The sequence below is a fragment of the Mycobacterium hainanense genome (assembly GCF_041890355.1).
Classification (GTDB): domain Bacteria; phylum Actinomycetota; class Actinomycetes; order Mycobacteriales; family Mycobacteriaceae; genus Mycobacterium; species Mycobacterium hainanense.
This window is the reverse complement of the sequence record NZ_CP169059.1, coordinates 326,091-345,102: the sequence shown is the minus strand read 5'-3', so window position 1 is coordinate 345,102 and position 19,012 is coordinate 326,091. Positions and strand designations below refer to the sequence as shown.

The window sequence follows — 19,012 nt, the reverse complement described above, 5'->3', positions numbered from 1 at the left end:
CCGATGCGGCTCCCGAAGGCCGGAGAATATTTCATCAAACTCGGCGTGCGCGACCCGGCAAACACGCATACTGCCTTGACGGCCCTCAACGTCGAGGGCCGCAACCATCGGGCGAAGGAGAACAGGTGAAGCGTGGACTGACAGTTGCAGCGGCAGGAGCGGCAATTCTGGCCGCCGCACTATCGGGGTGTTCGAGCAACAAGTCGGGTGGCGTTTCGACGTCGGTGCCGGGAGGCTCAGTGTCGGCCGGCGGCAACAACTCGACAAAGGTCATCATCGACGGCAAGGACCAGAGCGTCCAGGGCACCACAATCTGCACCAAGGCCGGCGGTGATATCTCGATCGCGGTCGGCGGCAACACGACCGGGATCAGCGTCGTGCTCGGTGACGCCAACCCGCCCACCGTGAAGGCCGTCCAACTCGGCAACGTCAACGGCGTGACACTGCAGTACGCGCAAGGCGGTCAGGGCAACGCGTCGGTGTCCAAGGACGGCAACACCTACAAGGTCACCGGCACGGCCACCGGCGTCGACATGGCCAACCCGATGCAGCCGGTGAACAAGCCGTTCGAAATCGACGCGACTTGCTCCTGACTCGATTGAGTTAAGACGTGCGTGCGGGCGGTTGCCACCCGTTGAGTGGCAACCGCACCGTGAACTCGGTATGGCCGGGCGAGCTGTCCACGGCGATCGTCCCGTTGTGCGCCTTGACCACCGCGGACACGATCGCCAGCCCCAGCCCGGTGCTGCCGCCCTTGCGGGACCGCGAGGTGTCGCCGCGGGCGAAGCGCTCGAACACTTCGGATTGAAGGGGCGCCGGGATCCCGGGGCCGTTGTCGATGACCTGCAGCACGGTGTGTGCCGGCTCGGTGCTCAACCGTGTGGTCACGACCGTGCCCGCGCCGGTGTGCAGGCGGGCGTTGGCGAGCAGGTTGGCCAGCACCTGGTGCAGGCGGGCCGCGTCGCCGGTGACGATCACGGGCTCCTCGGGCAGATCGAGTTCCCACTGATGGTCCGGCCCGGCGACATGCGCGTCGTTGACGGCGTCGACCGCGACCCGCGACAGGTCGACCGGTTCGCGTTCCAGCGGCCGGCCGGAGTCCAGCCGCGCCAGCAGCAGCAGGTCCTCCACGAGGCGCGTCATCCGTTCGGTCTCCGAGGCCACCCGGCTCATCGCGTGTGCCACCGCTTCCCGGTCATCGCCCATGCGCTGGGTGAGTTCGGTGTAGCCGCGGATCGCGGCAAGCGGCGTCCGCAGTTCGTGGCTGGCGTCGGCGACGAACTGGCGGACACGGGTCTCGCTGGCCTGCCGGGCCGACAGCGCTCCCGCGATGTGATCGAGCATCCGGTTGAGAGCCGACCCGAGCTGGCCCACCTCGGTCGAGGGGTTGGCGTCGGCTTCGCGCACCCGGAGCGGCAGCTCGACCTCACCGCGGTCCAGCGGTAGGTCGGCCACCCGACTGGCGGTCTGCGCGACGCGGCGCAGCGGCGCCAGCGCGCGCCGGATGATGATCGCCCCGGCGATCGTCGCGGCGGCCAGCGCGACCGCGGTGACGATCGCGAAAATCACCAGCATCCGGATCAGGGTGGCGTCGACGTTGGCCATCGAAAGACCGGTGACGATGATGTCGCCGCCGTTGCGGCTCGGGGCGGCCACCACCCGATACCGGCCGAGCCCGTCCAGGTCCAGGGTGACCGGCGCGCGGCTGCCCGCGATTTGCTCCAGTTGCGTCTGGGCGGCCGGGGTCAGCGCGGCCCGGGCGCCGCTGCTGGTGAGGTAGCCGGCGTCGACTGCCTTTCCGTGGTTGACAACCGCGGCGACCATGCCCGCCGGCTGACCCGGGGCATCCAGGAACCGCGGGCCCGGGCCGGGCCGGGGATAGTACGAGTGCTCGCGCCGCGGGCGGTTCGGCTCGGGGTACATCAGCGCCGAGCGGAAAGACGTGCCGGCGAGTTGCCCGTCGAGCTGCTTCACCAGGTGGTGGTTGAGCGCCAGCTCGGTCACCGCGGTGATGCCCACACACACGATGGCCAACACGACGATCTGCCCGACCAGCAGCCGCAGCCGCAGGGACCAGGCCCGCCGTGCGCCGGCCGACGGTCGCGACCCGCCGCGCACGGCTTCGCCGCGCTTGCGATCGCTGCTAGCGCGCGGGCTTGAGGACATAACCCGCGCCACGCAGCGTGTGGATCATGGGCTCGCGACCGCTGTCGATCTTCTTGCGCAGATAAGAGATGTAGAGCTCGACGATGTTGGACCGGCCGCCGAAGTCATAGCTCCACACCCGGTCGAGGATTTGGGCCTTGCTCAGCACCCGCTTGGAGTTGCGCATCATGAACCGCAGCAACTCAAACTCGGTGGAGGTCAACGAGATCGGCTCACCGCCGCGGGTGACCTCGTGACTGTCCTCGTCGAGGACCAGATCGCCGACCACCAATTGCGCTCCGCTGTCCAGCGTCGTCACCCCCGTGCGCCGCAGCAATGCGCGCAGGCGCAGCACCACCTCTTCGATGCTGAACGGTTTGGTGACATAGTCATCGCCGCCGGCGGTCAACCCGGCGATGCGATCCTCGATGGCATCCTTGGCCGTCAACAGCAGCACCGGCAGCTGGGGGTTGTCCTCGCGCAGCTTGTGCAGGACGTCGAGCCCGCTCATGTCGGGAAGCATCACATCGAGGACGACCACGTCCGGACGTTGGGCGCGGGCGGCGGCGATGGCAGATGCCCCGTCGCTGGCCGTCGCGATGTTCCAGCCCTCGTAGCGCAGCGCCATCGACACCATCTCGGCCAGGACTGACTCGTCGTCGACGACCAACACATTGATCGGATTGCCATCGGCTCGACACATGACGACCCGCTCGACGGAGGCTCGGGGCTGGGTCACACGTTCCAGTATGCTCACCGCGCTGAGCCGCCGCTATGGCCTGGCTTTGCGTGTGCTGTGAAGGGGATCGCGCGACCGCTGAGCAGTCGCGCGACCCCGTTTTCCGGCGAAGTGGCTAATACCAGTAGCGCCGGCCGGCGACCGGGCGGCCAATCGAGCCCATGATCCACAACACGGCGCCGATAACGAGCACGACGACGCCGATCTCCCATAGCAATGGGATGCTGAATACAAAGCCGAGAATAAGCAGGATTACGCCGAGGACAATCATGACGACTCCTTTAGGTCAGGGCCACTAGGACACCAGGCATTGAACTGGGCTGCGGAACATGGCAGTCCTTGACTTTCGGGTTGACGCCCCCGTAATTCAAAGGCCCCGCGATTACGGTCAAGGCGATGTTTCCCGCCGTGACACAACTGGTTGAGTCACCCTTGAAGTAATCGCGTTGCCATGCCGCGAAAACCCCGATGAGCAGCCATACCAGGGCAATCGTGCCGATGATTCCGCTGCCACGCATGGTGACCTCCAATGTGGTCGAGAAAAATTTCTCGTGGACGATAGTTACCCATTCGACTTGTGTCTAAACATGGCGCGCTGGCGAATTCGGCGGTGCCCCAGGGGAGCCCGGCGCACATTAAGGCCGGCCGGCCAGCCAGGCCGAGGCCCGCCTCTTCGACGCCCGGGAAAGCCACGCATCCTGGATCAACTCGGTCAGCTCGGCCTTGCCGATTTCGGGCAATCGGGCCGCCCGCACCAGCACCGACGGATGACCGTCGAAATGGTCGGTGGTGAAGAAGGGCGAGGCGGGATCCTGGATCAGCGCCAACTTGTCGCTCTCCGACTCCACCCAGAGCATGATCACGTCGGCATAGCGCTCACCGGTGTCCGGATCGGTGGCGTCGGGTTGCGGCGTCCGGAAGAACACGAACGACTTGCCGCCGACCTGATAAATGGCGTTGCCCTTCGGCCCCTCCAGGCGCTCGACGTGCGGCATCGATCCGGCGATCTCGTGCACGTCGCTCACTTGTGCGGGTCGATCAACCACCACACCGGCGAGCGTAGCGGCCTTGCGGGCGTGGGCGATTCAGCGGTCGCGAGCCCTGGTGATCAGCGGCGCTGCGCGGAGACGTACAGAGTGGGCGGCATCGTGGCCTCGGCATCCTGCGGAATGCTGCGGCCGTAGCGGGCCATCAACTCGGCGAACGTCGCGGTGGTGACTTCCCAGCCGTGCTCGCGCAGCCACCCGTCGACCGCGGTGCGCTCTTCGGCGTACCAGAGGTCGTCGAAATCGGTGACCTCGGAGTCGACCAGCTTGGCAGCCGCAGCCCGCATGCGCTGCATATCCTCCCGCTGGCGCCGGACGGTCTCGGGATCGGTGAATCCGGGAGCCGGCACGTTCGAGGCCAGCCAGCTCCCGCCCGCGCTCAGCGCGTGGATCCGTTCGAACAACAGGTCCTGCGCCTGCGCGGGCAGGTACCGCACCAGGCCCTCGGCCGACCACGCGGCCGGCCTCGACAGATCGAAGCCCGCCTCCTGCAGCGCCTTCGGCCAGTCCTGGCGCAGATCGATCGGCACGTTGATCAGTCGCGCCTTCGGCTCTGCCCCGTGCTCGCGCAGGGTGTTGGTCTTGAATTCCAGGACCTTGGGCTGATCCAGCTCGTAGACGACCGTGCCGTCGGGCCACGGCAGCCGCCAGGTGCGGGCGTCCAGGCCCGCGGCCAAAATCACCACCTGACGCACACCGGAGTCGGCCGCGCCCAGGAAGAACTCGTCGAAAAACGCTGTCCGCGTGGCCATGAAGTCGATCATCAGCTGGACCCGCGAGCGCAGGTCGGGTTCCAGTTCGACGGCATTGGCCAACAACTTGGGATCAGCGTAAATGCTCCACATGCCTTCACCGGCCGCGTCGACGAACACGCGCGCGAAGGGGTCGTTGATGAGCGGGTCGGCGCTCTCGGTCTCGGCGGCCCGCGCCGCGGCCACGCCCAGCGCGGTGGCTCCCACGCTTTGGGTGATGTCCCAGGAATCGTTGTCGGTACGCGGCATCGCCAGTTCCCTTCCGAGGGCAAGTCTGTTAGTTGCACACACTATTGTTCCAGCCTCCGCCGCCCGGGGCCGCTCCCAAACGGTCGCCTAGGCTTTTTCCCAGACGCCCCACAGGGTTGCAGAGGAGCGCTGGCATGACGGAATTGTTCGCCCCGATCGGCAATGGTCACGCGTGGACGCCGTGAACCTGGACGCCGTCGCGGCGTGGATGTCCGAGCAGGGCCTCGGCGAGGGCCCGTTGGAGGACGTCTCCCCGGTCACCGGCGGCACCCAGAACGTCATGTTGCGGTTCACCCGGGCCGGCCGCCCCTACGTGCTGCGGCGCGGGCCGCGCCACCTGCGTCCGCGCAGCAACAGCGTGATCCTGCGGGAGACGAAAGTGCTTGCCGCCCTAGCCGGTTCGGATGTGCCGCACCCGCACCTAATCGCCGCCTGTGAGGACACCGGCGTGCTGGGTGATGCCGTCTTCTATCTGATGGACCCGATCGACGGGTTCAATGCCGGCGAGGGACTGCCACCGTTGCATGCGGGCGATCCCGGCGTGCGGCACGGCATGGGCCTGTCGATGGCCGATGCGCTGGCCAGGCTGGGCGCCGTCGACCACGTCGCGGTCGGCCTCGCCGATTTCGGCAAGCCGGAGGGCTTCCTGGAACGCCAGGTGCCGCGCTGGCTTGCCGAGCTGGACTCCTACAGCGAGTACGAGGGCTACCCGGGGCCGGACATCCCCGGCATCGACGAAGTGGCGGGCTGGCTCGAGCGCCACCGGCCGACCGCCTGGAGCCCGGGCATCATGCACGGCGACTACCACGCCGCCAACGTGATGTTCTCCCGGACCGGCCCGGACGTGGTCGCCATCGTCGACTGGGAAATGTGCACGATCGGCGACCCGCTGCTGGACCTGGGCTGGCTGCTGGCCACGTGGCGCCAACCCGACGGTTCCAGCGTGTTCAGCCACGCCCTTGGCGGCCAGGACGGGCTGGCCAGCACCGGCGAGCTGCTCGAGCGATACGCGGCCAACACCACCCGCGACCTGTCGCACATCACCTGGTACACCGTTCTGGCCTGCTTCAAGCTGGGCATCGTCATCGAGGGCACGCTCGCCCGGGCCTGTGCGGGCAAGGCCGAGAAGCAGGTCGGCGACCAGTTGCACGCGGGCACGGTCCACCTGTTCGAGCGCGCGCTGGGCCTGATCGAGGGCGAGCGCTGATCCACTAAAATCTCCCCTCGTGCCGCCTTACCCCGAAGAGCCCGACTACTACTCCGAGCCGACCCAGGCCGCGGGGTATGGCGGGTATTACGACGAGCCGACGCCCGAGCCCGAGCCGCCGACGCCGTGGTATCGCCGTCCGGCGGCGCTGGTGGCGGCCGGCGCGATCGGGGTGATCGTGCTGGCGCTGGTGGCGTTCGCTGTCGTCAAGCTGGTGGCCGGTTCCCCCGCGCACAGCCCCGCGACGACGACAACCACGACGACCACCACGATTCCGTCGACCACCGTGACCACCACCACGGAGCGGCCCCGGCACCACGGCGGTGGCGGCGGAGGTGGGGGCGGCGCGCCGACCGAGACCGTCACGGAGACGGCGCCGCCACCGAGCACCGACACTCCTACTCCCACCACCACGGAGCCGCCGAGCACCGTCACGGTTTCACCAAGCACCGAGACCAGCACCGTCACGCAAACCGTGACCGTCCCGCCGCGCCGTGGGCCGTTCGGGGGTCCGTTCGGCGGACGCTAGCGACCGGCGCCCGTCACAGTTTCGCGCTCAAGCCGGCGACCAGGTTGATGGTGACCGCGAGGATGACCGCGCCGAACAGGTACGACAGCAGCGCATGGCGCAAGACGGTCGCCCGCAGCCGAGATGCGTTGATCTCTGTGTCGGAAACCTGAAAGGTCATGCCGACGGTGAACGCCACGTAGGCGAAGTCGACGTAGCGCGGCGGGTGTGGGTCGTGAAAGTCGATGCCCCCGACCTCGTCGGAGTAGTAGAGGCGTGCGTAGTGCGCCGTGAAAAGCGTGTGCACGGCGAACCATGAGGCCGCCACCGCCAGCACGCCGACGCCGGCTGCGGCGAGGGATTCCCTGCCCGAATGCGCGCCCGCGGCGACGACGTATCCGACGCCGCCGAGGCTGCCCAGGCTCGCCGACACGACGACCACGTCGGCCAGCAACCGCGTCGCGTCCTCGCGCGTTGCGTGCCGGGCCGTGCGTTCGGCATCCATCCGCGCGATGATCAGCCAACTCCACGCGACGTACACCGCCGCGGCGACCACCCAGCCGAGGAGCGCAAACCTCCACCCGACGCCCTGACCGATCGCGACGGCGACCGCCATGCCGGCCAGTAAGGCGACAAAGAGGCGCACCGCGACGGTGTCGCGGACAAGGCGAACATAGGACGTCACAGCGTCGACTTAAGCAGATGAGGTCGCCGAACCGGGATTTTAAAAGCGCGCCCGAAGGGATTCGAACCCCTAACCTTCTGATATATTCGTGCGTCCGCACGGGTGTGTGGGAATCCATGAACGTTTGCCGCCCAACGCTATTGGGCGAGCACCATGCATAGCCGTGCACGCGAATCTAGGTCAATCCGCGGGCGTTTGTATCAGGAAAGTGATGACCGTGCGGCGGCGCGGGGCCCTCCCGGTGACGTCCGTTCTGCAGCGATCTGTCGCCCCTCCGAGCTATAACTCAGCAACCCCTCAACTCCGAAAGGAAAACCCACGCATGTCTGTAACCACCACCACCAACGCTGTCGACCACCATTTCCAGGGGCCGGAGCGTGTGATTGACCGAAGCGACGCCCCATACTCCAGTGCGCAGGACATCACGGTCTCTGTGCGCGGCTGGCAGCGCCCTGACGGTGCTGTCGAACGCGAGATCGTCGTGGACCAGTTGCACTCCGACGACGGGCTGACGGTGGCGCACGCTCGTCAGGTGGCGCGCGCGTTGATCGCGGCAGCCGATGAGGTTGAAGCCGCGGCGGCTTCCAACGGCAGCGACGGGTAATGACCACGACGATCGGGGAGGGTGGCGCCGAGAGGCGCCACCCTGACCCCGACAAGGAGCCCGCTACGGCTGTCGGGCCGTGTGATGACGCGACCACGATAGTGCCACCGCCGAGTGAGGTTGCGCCCGACCTCGCGTGGTCGGCCGACGATGACGAAAGGGTGTCCACGACGGCGGCGGGAGTCCTGGACCCCCTTGCCGTGCCGTGGGGGTTGGTGTGGGGTATCGCCGCCGCGATCGTGGTGGTGTGCGTGTTGGCGGCCATTGTCGGTGCCATGTTTTTCCTGGGATCACAGGAGAAGGCCCGCGACGCCCAGGCTCTGGGCAATCCGGTGGTGACGGGTGTTCCGACCACGATGCCGGCCACTGCGTTGCCGCCGATCTCGTCCGAGCCGCTGGCCCCGCCGACCCAGGCGCCGGTGGCCGCACCGCAGCCGCCCACGGTGACCGTCACCGCAACCCCGCACGCTCCGCCACCACCAGCACCAGCACCAGCACCCGACCCCGACACGGTGTTCCGCAATTTCGTGCGCGGCATCCCCGGCGTCACCGTCATTAACTGGGAGGTCGCGGAGGCCGGGGCACACCGCGTATGCGGCTACCTCCGGGCCGGACACAGCCACGACGACGCCACCCAGCAGGTGCTGGCCAACGACCCCACGTTCACCGCCTGGCAGGCCTCGGCGACGGTGAACGCCTCGGTCACGGCCTACTGCCCAGACCAGCAATAGGAACCAGATCGCCCCGATCAGCGTCGGATATGTTGGGCACGCCTCCTAGCTCTCCGGGGGGCGCGCCCTTTTTTCTGCTGGGAATCGAACCGTTTGTAGTCCACCGTGTCAGTTGTCGTGGATAGGCTTTCCGGTGTGATCAAGAAGCTCTCCGGGGCCGGCGAAGACGGCGTTGTCGACATGGGATCGCTCCTGAGCCAGCAACAAGAGACGTTGGCCCGAGAGCTGACCGGTGTGTTTGTCCTTCAGGCGTGGCATACCTCGGGGTCGGCCACCTATCTGTCGGTACACGCCACCGAGGGTGGTGCGCAGCAACGCGCGACCCAGGTTGCGACGGCGTGGGAGGTCGATCTCGATCAGCTCGACTACACCGTCACCCAGCGCCCCGTCGAGCAGCCGTAGCGGGGCGTCAGATGAGTAAGAGAGGCGACAAAAGGCGTGCCAAGCAGCGAGACAAGCGGCGCGCGGAATCAGAGCGTTGCAGCACCACGGAACGGGCGCCGAACCGGACCCCGAAACCGAGACTGAGTCCGAAACCTGTTGAAGAGGCACAGAAGGCGAGGGCGTCCCGGCAGAAGCTCCGGACAGCGGGACCACCGGGCTCATCGAGAGCGCGGGGCTCCCGCGGTGGTTCGATGACGCCGGATATGGTGTCGGAATCCGAGTACATGTCGATCGAATTCCCACCGGATGCGCCAGGCGCTCCGTCGATCCAGTTTCTGCTGAAGATCACCGAGCGGATCGTGAATCTCAGCCAGGAAACGTTGTCGTTCAAAACGGTGCCGGTGGAGGACACGATCCATCCCAGACCGCTGCCCTTTCAACCGCCGCTGCAGCAATACGGCCTCGGCGATGCCAAGGGGTTCCGTCACCACTGGGAGAAACTGGACTACGTTTTCGAACTACCCGATCCGTATGTGTTCCCGGAGATCCCGTCGTCGCTCGAAGCCGACCGGGAGATCGTCGAACGGTACATCGGACTGTGCCGACGGCTCGCGGGGTTCAGTGTGATCAACAACGACAAGTCCAAGTTGTCTGTCGGTAGCGACGCCGGTGTGTGGCATGTGCGCGTGGTAGACCCGCCAAGCGACGAAAGCTTCATGGGTACATCCGCCGCGTTTCGTCAGCTGCACAACGACGGTGAGCCAGCCTCGTTCATCAAGGTCTCCAACGCGCTGTTCAAGGCAATCAAAACCCTTCCGGAGGAACAACAAACCCCGCTCCGCGAGACGGTGAAGCAGTGGCGCGCTGCGCGGGACAGACTGCAGAAACATACCCTCCAAACACTTACTGCCCTTAAAGCGGGCAACGCCACCTTCGACAACCCGGTGAGCTACGGCAACATCAACCCCGAAGAGCTAATCCGAACTTTCAACTATGGCGACTCGCTGCACTTCGGAAGCGAACGGAGCCAGCTGGACAACTTGCTGGCAGACCCTCGCCATCAGGCGTACTACACATACGCTGCCCTAAATTCGATCGTCGGGCTGAGTCATCTGTACTTCGGATTCGCCGTCTTGCTGGACAGAGCAATCGGCGGAATCTGATGAAGGGCCGCTTTCGGGTGTACGCGAAAACAAAAGTTGTCAGTGACGCCGAGTAGCGTCTCCGGTGTGAACCTTCGTGAGCGAGTTGTGTACAAAGCCGCACGGGACATCTGGGATCGAACGCGACAACCGGTGTCCGCCAATGCCATCAGGGAAGTGACCGGATTCGAGGATGAGACCACCCAGCGGGTGTTGAACGATCTCTACTTGAAGGGGTTCTTCGCGGATGCGTTGCGTGGCGACGACAGGATCGATTCGATCGTCTTTTCGTGACGGCGGCAGTAGGGCTTTGAATTGACGTACACATTTCACAACCGCTTCACGACGTTCAACGAGCGCATCAACATCGACGCGGGCAGTTATGTGCTGGCCGATACCGACCGTGAGCGGGTAGTCCTGCTGGCCGGCACAGCCGAGACGATGATTAAGGACACCGGCGATCTCGTGGTGGAGGGCAGCGGATATCCCGACGAGGTGACCGCGGCCGCTGCCGGCCGGCGATGGCGGCGGGCGCTGACCGTTGCGTTTGCTCGCACACATATGGGCACTGATTTCGGCCCCGACGATTTGGGTCGGCCGTCGCTTGACGTTGTCATCGATGATGCTGCTGCGGAATTGATACAAGGCGGTGTCCAGCCGGGCGACCGGCTGGTTGTCGACGCGCACGGGTTGCTGGTGGTCAAGTCTGAACCGCGGCCAACGTTCGTTCGTATGCAGGCCCGCGGCGTTCTTTTGAGAGGCGCCGAGCAATTCGACGGTCACCTGAAAGACGCTCGTGCACAAACTAATCGACCGTGGTCGGCAGAAAAGACGCTCGCCCACCGACTCGTCACCTATGCCTTGCGCGACACCAACCCCGAAACACAGCATATCCAATTGGTCACTGCCATCGAAGTTGTTCTCCAACAACAGGACCCACATCTGGATGTGTTGAAGGAGTTGAACCGGTTCATAGATGAGGTGAAACGCCGACCCGACGACCGGGATGGCGTTCGGACGCGTCTCCTGGAAATCCTCCGCGAGGACCGAAAAGAGTCAATATCGCGTGCGGCCCGCGATCAACTGTCTGCGGTGTTGAAGGATACGTACAACGGGGAGGCGGTCGATGCCTTCTTTCGGACGGTTTACGATCTGCGAAGCAAGCTGCTCCACCGCAAGAGAAGCAAGAACGAAACCCGGCCAACCGCAACAGATTTAGGACAGGTTCACTTTGAGCTGTTGCGTCTGGTTCTTGACTTTCTGGACGCGTCGGATTGAGCTTCTATCGCATCAAAGGATGCGGAGCAGCGGGACAGCCATCGCGCCCCAAGCTGATGAACCAGGTGCTGTACCAGTGAATGTCACAGTTGGTGCGCCGGGCGCGTCACCAATCACTGTTGCCCTGCTGCCCCCAGAAACGGTGGCGTGGGTGTAGCGGATCGTCTGGTTGAAGTTAGAGATGCTGGATGCGGTTGATCCCGCCGAAGACATGACGGCGGCCACCATGTTCAGAGGCGCCGATGCCGCGGACACGGAGATCGCGGTGCCACTGGCAGCGTTATTTGTTACGGGCGTGCCGAAACCAGCGAGGTTGTTATACGAGAGGGAGTCTGCTGCTGACCCGTTGCTGACCCCGCCAGCGAAATCAACTGCGATGGTTTGGGTTCCGGTGGGTCCGTTGACCAGTCCGAACGCGAACAGATACAGATTCGACCCTACATAGAATGGGCTGCCAGGGAGCTGGTTCATGGAGGCAGAGCCCACTGTTGCGGTGATACCGGTGAGCGTGTTGCTCAGCACCGATCCCAGGACTAGCACGGCGTTACCGGTGATGGTTTCTGACCAGCTGAGCGGATTCGCGGCACCGTTGTTGCCCCCCCCGGCCGCGTCAAACGTGACAGGAACGAGTCGGATCGGCCGTGCCCTCAGAAGCGCGTTGTTCGGAAAGCCGCGCCCGAGTAGGTGCCCGCTCATTAGCTGCGTCCCGTGAACATGGAGCCCGACATGGGGTGTGTGTTCTCCGCGATGGTGTAGCTGTTGTTGAATTGCTGCATGGCGTCGTGGAACTCCATGGGGTCATTTGCCTTTACGGTGACTGGTCCGTGGAAGTGGTTTTCGTAGGTGCTGCCGCCGCCGGCGTCGGCATATCCGGCGTTTTGGTTACCGGCAAGCGGGGTTTGCGTTTGCCCGGCGGTGTTTTGGCTGGGCCGCACACCAGCGATCCCCGAAAGCAGGCGCCCAGGAATGGTTTCCGCCCAGTCACCCCCGGTCGATGATGAGCTGACCGTGAAGGCCTCCAAAATGCCCTTGGCCGCGATACCGGCCGCCTGCGCGCCATAAGCGGCCGCCCGGTTCAACTCCTGGAACCCAATCTGCATCGCCGCCGACGCTGCGCCGCCGCCAGCCCCGAAGGTGCCCATGTCGGCACCCATCGCCGCCGCCGACGTGGCCGCGCCCTCCAGGCCGCCGATGATGCCGCCACTGAATCCGATACCCGGTGACGCGGGCAGGTTCTCGCCGGGCTGCTGCACACCCGCACCGGGTGTGGCAAGACCCTCCTGGCCTTTCTGTGCGCCCGGCGTTTCTGCCCCGCCGCCGGGCGGCAGGCCACCCACCGCTCCCGGCGAAGGGGGCTGCTGTGCACCGGGTACGGCCATGTCGCGCATGCTGGTGCCCGAGCCCTTATCCTTCGGGCTACCGGGACCGGCAACGTTGGGGAGCGCGCCCTGGCCCGGCTTGGGCTGCGGTGGCGGCGCGGGTTGCGACGGCGGCACAGGGTTGTCCGAGCCGGGCGCAAGGTACAGCGGCACCAAACCACCCGTACTTAACCCGGCACCCTTATTCATCGACTGCAGATACGGCAAGTACTGCCGAGTGGCGTCCGCGTTCATCACGAACTCGCCGGGGGTCAACCACGCCGGGACCGTGTCCGTACCCGACGGGCCGCCGGTCGCGAAGTACTTGACCAGACCACCCGAGGTGTACCAATGGCTATTCGAGTCAAAGAACGAGCGGACGCTATCGCCGAGCTTTCCGAAGTTGAATCCGCCCCCATGTCCTGGGCCACCGCCCCACCACGGCTGATCGGTGGTCGGGTTAACCCAAGGCTGTCCCGGAGGACCAGGCGGACCCGGCGGCTGAGGTGGCTTAGGCGTGAGCAGCCGCGACAAATCGGGCTGCATCTTCACCGGCGGCGCAACCGACTTCGGCCCAAGGCTGGCAGGCAGTTGTCCGATCACATTGCCGTCGGCGTCCAGCATCCCGTGCTGCCGGGCATACGCAAGGACGTCGGGCGGCAGGTGAGCGGCGTCAAAGTCTTGGGCCGGCGGCATGCCCCCGTACCAGTCTTTGTAGAAGTTGTGCGCGGCGGACGCGTTAGCCGGGGAGGCCGGAACCGGAGTTGGCGGCGGCGGCGTGCCGAGGTAGGCCCGCGCACGCTCCATGAGCGGCTCCCATGCTTGGGCGCCCTCCCGCGAGAGAGGGCCGCCGACAGAGGTGGACGCCAAGGCCCCGTAGCCGACTCCGTAGGCGGCTCCCCACGCTTTATTACGGTTCGCCTCAAGCTGATCGAGGTATGCCTCAACGTTGCCAACCACCGAAGAACGGTTTCGGCCACGGGCGAACGCCGTCTTCTCCTGAAAGAGGCCAATGACTTCGTCATCGCCTTGCACTCCACCGGAAATGCCGGGGTTAAGCCCGCTTTCGCCAACGGAGTAGGCAACGATTTGGGTGGCCTGATCAGGCGTGTAACCACGCGCTAGCGCGGCGCTGTAGATGTAGCGAGCTACCGACTGCGGGTCGTGGGCCGGCTCAGTGCCCAACGTGATGCCCGGATACCCGGCCCCGCCACCGGCAGCCCCGCCGGAACGGAAAGCGGCCTGCAACAGTTGCTTCTGCTGATCCGGTGCCAGGCTGCGGATCTGGTCAGCGGTCAAAGGGCCACTCAGATCAAGCGGGGCAGCGGCTGAAGGGCCGCCGAAGCCGGGACCGCCGGACCCGGCTGAGAACGAGCCACCACCCGCACCGGAAGCGCCACCGGCGAAACCGACACCGGCCGCGCCGTTTCCGATACCCGCTGCTCCGGCAGCACCACCAGGGGCACCTGGACCACCGGATGCCCAGTTGGTGACAAAGACCGGGACCACTCCCGATCCAGCACCTCTGGCACCAGGGAGCAAACCCTCGGGGCCTTCTTCGCCCAGACCCTCTTCGTGGGAGCGCCGAGCACCCGCGCCGCGCCGGGAATGCCTACCGACCCGGCCACCCGCACCGTCGAAGTCTGGAATGCCATGGAACGCGGCCACTTCCAGCGGGCCAAGCACCAGGTCTTCTAGGAACCCGACCGTATTGCGAACCAGACTTGGCAAACCGCCCTGCAGCCAGTTGTCATCGAGCTTGACCGGCATCCACGGCTCTTGGCCGCCCGCGCCGCCCTTGCCCTTCCCGCTGATCCCGGCAAGCTCACGGTTGATCTCGTCCAGCTTCTTTTGCAGCCACGGGATTTCGCCGCGCCGCGCCGGGTCGTTCGACGCCCTGTCATCGGCGATACGGCCCTGGATTTCATTCGCTTCTGTTTGAAGACGCTCAATCCTTTTGAGGTCTTCGTCTAACGGATCGTCGTCCTTGCGCTTCTTGCCGCCGCCTTCGCCGCCGCCACCTGCGTATGGCACGTCCGGGGTTTCGGGCTGCGACATGGGTGTGGGCGGCGTGAGGTCCGGGGTCGGCTGCGCGACATCAGGCTGCGGAATCACGGGCACCGGCCCCATGTCAGGGCTGGCGTTGTCCGGGGCAGCCACATCGTGGTCGCCGCTGAAGTACTGGTCCCAGATGGCGTAGCCGCCGCCGAGCACACCACCGATAGCGGCGCCGATGCCGGTGCCGACGCCCGGAATGATCGAACCGATCGCACCACCCGCCAGGGCCATATTCCCCGCATCGGAGGCGATGACACCGAGCTTGTACGGATTGGTATTGGTCCGTGTGTTCGCCTGCAGCGCATCCCCACCCAGCGACGCGGCCGCACCACCCACGAGCGCAAGAGCACTCTTAGCCCTATTGGCGGCACCCATAACGCGGTTCATGGCACCGATTTCGGTGTTAGCAGCGGTAACTACACCTGCAGCGCCCGCCTCTGCGGCAGCACCAGCGGCACGCATCTCCGCGTTCGCCTCCGCGGCCGCGGTCTTGACACGGTTCTGCGCCCCGACCTCCTCGCCAGCGGCCGCATTGACACCGGAGGCACCAGCCTGCGCGGCGCTACCGCTGTTGCGCAGCTCCTGGTTAGCCTGATACACGGCGTCTTTCACGCGCTGTTGCGCACTGGCCTCCTCGGTGGAGGCGCGATTGACACCAGTCGCACCAGCCTGCGCCGCCGGACCGGATTCCCGCAGCGACGTGTTCACCTGATCAGCTGATTTCTTGGTCAACCCGAGGTTGGAGTTGAACGTCTTGACGGTGCTGATCAGGGAGTTCGACAGCTTCATGCCGAGGAACAGGCCAGACAAAGCGGTGACGTCCTCGATCAGATCCTTGACCAGCGCGCGGTGCTGCTGCATCCAATGCACACCGATTTCAAGGTCGTGTACCCATTGGGTGGCCATCGGCAGGAAGTCCTCGCCGAATTCAATCTTGAGCGAATCGATCGCTCCCCTCAGATCTTTCCACTGGGCGTTGAAGTTCTGCTGCGACCGCCTGAACTCCATAACATCGCCGTTGCGATCGGCGTGGGCGTCAGCGATCTCCTGCCGGTGCTGCAAGGCCTCGGGATTGTTCTGGTCCGTCACCTGCAGAACGGTACGGGCAGCATCCTGCCCGCCAACGGCCTTCGTCAGCGCTTGCAGCACACCCATCTGGTCGGTGTTGAGGCTCTTCAGGACGCGGTTAAACCCTTGATTGTTCTCGTGGGTGTTCAGCCACGCGTCAACGATCTTGGCCTCGGTAACCCCAAGGCCCCCGCGGCTTTTACGGAATTCCTTCTGCGAAAGCTGCCCTTGCATAATGCGGTCGGCAACAGCCTGCTCGGCCGGGCTGAGCTTGCCGTACTGCTCCTGCTCTAAGGCCTGCGACGCCGGATTGTTTTCGAACGCATCCAAGATCACGTTGCCGTTGGGCCCGATGCGCCGGTCGACAGCGCTGCGGATCTCCTGCGCCGTCCCGATGAATCCTAGGGACTTGATGTCGTTCGGAATCTTGCGGGGGTCCAAGCCAAGAGCGGCGAACATTTCGCTCTGGCCGGGCTTCGGCCCGCTCAAAGTGTTGATGGCGTGGTTCAGGTTCTGGCTGGCCTGATCGGGGTGCATCCCGGACTTGGTCAGCATGGCCATCGAGGCGAAGAGATCGTCGATACTCTCCCCAGCAGCGTTCGCGGTCGGCTCGACATTGTGCAACGCGCCAACGAATTCAGAGAATGTCGTCTTGGCGTCCCGGACGGCCTGCATCATTTTCGACGTGACGTCAGCGGCCCGATCGGCTCCGAGATGGTAGTCATGCAGGGTCGTGGTGACCGCGTTAGCGGCCTCATCCAAACCAACGCCCTCTTCCGCAGCACCCTGCGCCGCGGCCTTCATCACCGTCAGCGCCTCAGCACCGCGATACCCTTGCTGCTCGACCTTCAACATCCCCGTCGCCAATTCCGTGGGATTCCAACCGGTACTGCTCGCCAGATTCATGAGGCCGTCGTGAATGGTCTTCAAATTCTTGGGCAGCTCACCACCGACCGTCTCCAGCCGAACCAACTGCACCTGAAAGTCGCCGGCCGCCTTCGTCGCATCAGCCGCGGCGGCAACAAACCCACCCACCACCGCGCCCGCCGCCAAAGTGGCAGCCTTCTGGTAGCGACCCATCGCCCCGACCGACCCCGCAACGGCGCCCTCAAGGGCCTGGTGGGCTGCGGCGCTGTCTTCGACCGACTTGGCGTGCTTATTGGCCGCAACAGTGGCCAGTGCGGACGCGTCGATCGCACCGGCGGTCGCTTTCGCGGCCCTAGCGCTGGCAGCCCCGTACTTATCCACCGCCGACTCAGCGGCACGCCACGCAGCCACAGAACGAACAGACGCGGCCTCAGCCCTCTGCGCCAACAAAAACTCGGCCTGACCAGCCTCCACCAACTTGTTCTTCAGCAGATCAAGCTCGCTAGCGCCCCCCAACGCCTTCATCGCCTCAGAGACAGAACCGCCCAGAATCTTCTTGATGTCCGCACCAGCAGCCGAGAACACCGACGTGACTTCCTTAGCGGCCGCCGCAGCCGCCTGCTGAGCCCCACGCAGCTCAACATCCAAATACACAGGCACTATTCGGCCCCCTCCGCGTCGGGCACATCATCCGGCATGACCCGAGACTAAAGGCGCTGCGGCCCAATCACGTTGGCCGTCGCGTCGGCGCGACGCGAACGGATAACGTTGGCCCCGAAGCGATACCGTCAAATACGTGAGTCAATTCCCACGGCCGTGCCTCGGCGTCAACGGCGCGCGCTGCACCGCACTCACCCGCAATACCGGCGGCCGCTGCGACACATGCCGCCGCCAATGGGAACACCTACGCGGCACCAGCACCCAACGCGGCTACGGCGCCCAACACCGCGCACTACGCGCACACTGGACACCAATCGTCGCCGCAGGCGGCGTCATCTGCCGCCGGCCCGGCTGCGAACAACTCATCCAACCCGACGAACCATGGGACCTCGGGCACACCGAATCACGAACTGCCAACAAGCCGTCAGCGCCAGAGCATAGGGATTGCAACCGCGGCCACCGACCAAGGGCGTCCACCACAGCGGCAAACCCGCGCAATTGCGCGGATTCGGAACCCACGGCACGCGAATTCGCGTGCCCACCAAACAGCGACAACCACACCACCAACGACGTCGTCGCCGACTGCCCGTTCTGACCTCGGCTTGGCAACTGTCAGGTACCAAACCGCCTGGTCAGGGCGCCCGGAGTTTTTACCGGCCCCACCTGCGGCTATCCAACGCGGAGCCCCACCTACCACCAACAACCACGCCCTAGCGCACCTACTCCGGCCGCCAACCGCCCTAGCACTACCTACCGCGCCAACAACCGCGCACACCAACCAACCGAACCGCGGACACACCACCGCAGAGGCCAAACCGTGATAACTAGCACGATTTGCAAGGGTGTCCACCCAAAACCCAACCATCCCAACACCACCCCTACCGGCCCCTCCTGGCGCCGGTTTTTTAGGGATGGGCGCGCTCGACCCGATGCCAATGAAAGTCTCTCCGACGCCGAATGAAAACTTTTTTTGCTCGCCGCTGGTTGGGCTTCTTTTGCCCGTGTTGGGCTCTGATTTGCCTGTTGGCGGGCGAAATCGGTCCGGATTAGGTAGGGGGTTGCGTTTAGGACTTGCGGCTACGGTGGTCGCTCAGCAAGGTGACGATCGACGTGTCAGCGGGTTTGGTGTCGGTGTTGGTCGGCGGCGCTGTCGTGGTGGGCGCTGCCGTTGGTGTGGTCGTCTTGGATTCTGAGGCTGGTGTTAGGCCGAGCTCAATCTCACTCAGGCGTAGCTCGACGGCCAGGTTTTTCAGCAGTGTCAGTGCGGGGTGTACGCGGGGCTGCTTTTGGCTGCCGGTCACGAGGAGTCCATCTTCGCGGATCTGCGTGAATGCTTGGTCAACGAAGTCGCGAAGCCGACAATAACGCTCAACGAGCCCTAGGTGGCGGTTGGTGATCCAGGCGTGTTCAGGCGACCAGATCCACTTCCAGGCTGCCAGACCGTCAGTGCCGAGCCCGGCCGGAGGCGTCGGTACCGGCCGCGGCTGATCGCTTTTGGGGTTGTGGTTAGGGTTTGGGCGTCTGCTCACGA

Annotated in this window: 20 protein-coding genes; 10 read left to right on the top strand and 10 right to left on the bottom strand. The window is 65.2% G+C overall.

Annotation, left to right across the window (positions count from 1 at the left end; genetic code table 11):
• Positions 1 to 3 precede the first annotated feature (3 nt).
• Positions 4 to 129, top strand: coding sequence for a hypothetical protein (locus tag ACEL92_RS01630; RefSeq protein ID WP_374023935.1), 126 nt, complete (start codon positions 4 to 6; stop codon positions 127 to 129).
• Positions 126 to 593 carry a lipoprotein LpqH gene (locus tag ACEL92_RS01625; RefSeq protein ID WP_374023934.1) on the top strand — a complete coding sequence of 156 codons (468 nt, stop codon included), beginning with the start codon at positions 126 to 128 and terminating at the stop codon, positions 591 to 593. Before ACEL92_RS01630 ends, ACEL92_RS01625 begins: the two co-directional genes overlap by 4 nt.
• 10 nt (positions 594 to 603) lie before the next feature.
• On the opposite strand, the gene ACEL92_RS01620 is transcribed toward ACEL92_RS01625, so the two are convergent.
• The 6 genes from ACEL92_RS01620 to ACEL92_RS01595 form a co-directional block, all read right to left on the bottom strand.
• A complete protein-coding gene (locus ACEL92_RS01620) occupies positions 604 to 2,166 on the bottom strand; it encodes a sensor histidine kinase (protein WP_374023933.1) in 1,563 nt (520 codons plus the stop codon).
• Entirely contained in the window at positions 2,144 to 2,848 is a 705-nt protein-coding gene (locus ACEL92_RS01615) for a response regulator transcription factor (protein WP_374026428.1), read from the bottom strand. The genes ACEL92_RS01620 and ACEL92_RS01615 overlap by 23 nt, the downstream gene beginning before the upstream one ends.
• 151 nt (positions 2,849 to 2,999) lie before the next feature.
• Positions 3,000 to 3,155, bottom strand: coding sequence for a DUF6131 family protein (locus ACEL92_RS01610; RefSeq protein ID WP_197498930.1), 156 nt, complete (start codon positions 3,153 to 3,155; stop codon positions 3,000 to 3,002).
• A gap of 10 nt (positions 3,156 to 3,165) precedes the next feature.
• A complete protein-coding gene (locus ACEL92_RS01605; RefSeq protein ID WP_374023932.1) occupies positions 3,166 to 3,414 on the bottom strand; it encodes a hypothetical protein in 249 nt (82 codons plus the stop codon).
• A 105-nt stretch (positions 3,415 to 3,519) separates the two neighbouring features.
• Positions 3,520 to 3,930: an MmcQ/YjbR family DNA-binding protein gene (locus tag ACEL92_RS01600; protein WP_374026427.1), complete on the bottom strand. Its 411-nt coding sequence runs from the start codon at positions 3,928 to 3,930 to the stop codon at positions 3,520 to 3,522.
• A gap of 62 nt (positions 3,931 to 3,992) precedes the next feature.
• The gene (locus tag ACEL92_RS01595) at positions 3,993 to 4,931 is read right to left on the bottom strand and encodes a class I SAM-dependent methyltransferase (RefSeq protein ID WP_374023931.1); all 939 of its coding nucleotides are present in this window, start codon (positions 4,929 to 4,931) and stop codon (positions 3,993 to 3,995) included.
• A gap of 208 nt (positions 4,932 to 5,139) precedes the next feature.
• On the opposite strand from ACEL92_RS01595, the gene ACEL92_RS01590 reads away from it, so the two are divergent.
• Both ACEL92_RS01590 and ACEL92_RS01585 read left to right on the top strand, forming a co-directional pair.
• On the top strand, positions 5,140 to 6,138 hold the full coding sequence (locus ACEL92_RS01590) for a phosphotransferase family protein (protein WP_374026426.1): 999 nt from the start codon (positions 5,140 to 5,142) through the stop codon (positions 6,136 to 6,138).
• Between the two features lie 19 nt (positions 6,139 to 6,157).
• Positions 6,158 to 6,667, top strand: a complete 510-nt coding sequence (locus ACEL92_RS01585; protein WP_374023930.1) for a hypothetical protein — start codon at positions 6,158 to 6,160, stop codon at positions 6,665 to 6,667.
• A gap of 13 nt (positions 6,668 to 6,680) precedes the next feature.
• Here ACEL92_RS01585 and ACEL92_RS01580 read toward each other — a convergent pair whose 3' ends face one another.
• Entirely contained in the window at positions 6,681 to 7,331 is a 651-nt protein-coding gene (locus ACEL92_RS01580; RefSeq protein ID WP_374023929.1) for a DUF1345 domain-containing protein, read from the bottom strand.
• A gap of 322 nt (positions 7,332 to 7,653) precedes the next feature.
• Between ACEL92_RS01580 and ACEL92_RS01575 the strand changes: the two genes are divergently transcribed.
• From ACEL92_RS01575 to ACEL92_RS01550, 6 genes are all read left to right on the top strand, one after another.
• Complete coding sequence (locus ACEL92_RS01575; protein WP_374023928.1) at positions 7,654 to 7,935, top strand: hypothetical protein; 282 nt, start codon at positions 7,654 to 7,656, stop codon at positions 7,933 to 7,935.
• Entirely contained in the window at positions 7,935 to 8,666 is a 732-nt protein-coding gene (locus ACEL92_RS01570) for a DUF732 domain-containing protein (protein ID WP_374023927.1), read from the top strand. Before ACEL92_RS01575 ends, ACEL92_RS01570 begins: the two co-directional genes overlap by 1 nt.
• A gap of 135 nt (positions 8,667 to 8,801) precedes the next feature.
• Complete coding sequence (locus ACEL92_RS01565) at positions 8,802 to 9,068, top strand: hypothetical protein (protein WP_374023926.1); 267 nt, start codon at positions 8,802 to 8,804, stop codon at positions 9,066 to 9,068.
• Positions 9,069 to 9,301: 233 nt separating this feature from the next.
• Complete coding sequence (locus ACEL92_RS01560; RefSeq protein WP_374023925.1) at positions 9,302 to 10,213, top strand: hypothetical protein; 912 nt, start codon at positions 9,302 to 9,304, stop codon at positions 10,211 to 10,213.
• 66 nt (positions 10,214 to 10,279) lie between these two features.
• Positions 10,280 to 10,486, top strand: coding sequence for a hypothetical protein (locus ACEL92_RS01555; RefSeq protein ID WP_374023924.1), 207 nt, complete (start codon positions 10,280 to 10,282; stop codon positions 10,484 to 10,486).
• Positions 10,487 to 10,507: 21 nt separating this feature from the next.
• Entirely contained in the window at positions 10,508 to 11,470 is a 963-nt protein-coding gene (locus tag ACEL92_RS01550; RefSeq protein WP_374023923.1) for a hypothetical protein, read from the top strand.
• A 12-nt stretch (positions 11,471 to 11,482) separates the two neighbouring features.
• Here ACEL92_RS01550 and ACEL92_RS01545 read toward each other — a convergent pair whose 3' ends face one another.
• From ACEL92_RS01545 to ACEL92_RS01535, 3 genes are all read right to left on the bottom strand, one after another.
• Positions 11,483 to 12,166 (bottom strand): hypothetical protein, encoded by a 684-nt coding sequence (locus ACEL92_RS01545; RefSeq protein WP_374023922.1) that lies wholly within the window; start codon positions 12,164 to 12,166, stop codon positions 11,483 to 11,485.
• Positions 12,166 to 17,469: a phage tail tape measure protein gene (locus tag ACEL92_RS01540; RefSeq protein WP_374023921.1), complete on the bottom strand. Its 5,304-nt coding sequence runs from the start codon at positions 17,467 to 17,469 to the stop codon at positions 12,166 to 12,168. The genes ACEL92_RS01545 and ACEL92_RS01540 overlap by 1 nt, the downstream gene beginning before the upstream one ends.
• A 1,076-nt stretch (positions 17,470 to 18,545) precedes the next feature.
• Positions 18,546 to 19,010 carry a phage terminase small subunit P27 family gene (locus ACEL92_RS01535; RefSeq protein WP_374023920.1) on the bottom strand — a complete coding sequence of 155 codons (465 nt, stop codon included), beginning with the start codon at positions 19,008 to 19,010 and terminating at the stop codon, positions 18,546 to 18,548.
• Positions 19,011 to 19,012 lie beyond the last annotated feature (2 nt).